General features: G+C 61.7%; 1 pseudogene. It reads right to left on the bottom strand.

Going from position 1 to position 530, the window contains the following annotated elements:
• A pseudogene (locus tag ACRYR9_RS19985) lies at nt 1–365 on the bottom strand (hypothetical protein); the annotation flags it as partial.
• Nucleotides 366–530: the final 165 nt, after the last annotated feature.

The following is a 530-nucleotide window of genomic DNA, read 5'->3' as shown; positions in this document are numbered from 1 at the left end:
ACGGCCCCAACGCCGCTCGGCGTCGTCGTGCGCGTGACCCACACCTTTGCGTTGCACTCCACCGTGAGGATGGGCAACTCGTCCTGCATCCCAGCGATGAAATGCAGGTTCGTGCCGCGCTGCAGGTAGTCACCGACCTGCGTGAGACGGCCGTCGATCAGGCAGTACCAATACGGCTTATCCGGCAGATTCGGCTTCGTGTACGTCCAGTCCTGGGCGTTGAATGAGGCATTCAGGCTGGCGACCTTGTTGGTCAGCGGGTTGGCGGTGCTGGCCGGGCGGTAGACGTCATAGACGTAGCCGATCCGCTTGGCCGACTTCGCGTAGCCTGCGTAGATCTTCGCTTGCAGCTTGGCTGCGTCCATCGGTTTTCCTCAAACCAGCGTCAGAGCGTCGACGCCGTTGCCGCAGTCGGTCTGAAAGTGGCATGCCACTGATACTGCCTCTATCGCGGAGCAGCCGAGATGCATGGCCGCCTCTGCAAAGTCGCGCCCAGAGTCGAACGCGACCTTTTCGGATTCGATCGGCAT

The organism is Kineococcus auxinigenes (assembly GCF_050871525.1).
Taxonomy (GTDB): domain Bacteria; phylum Actinomycetota; class Actinomycetes; order Actinomycetales; family Kineococcaceae; genus Kineococcus.
This window is presented reverse-complemented; position numbering and strand designations above follow the sequence as displayed.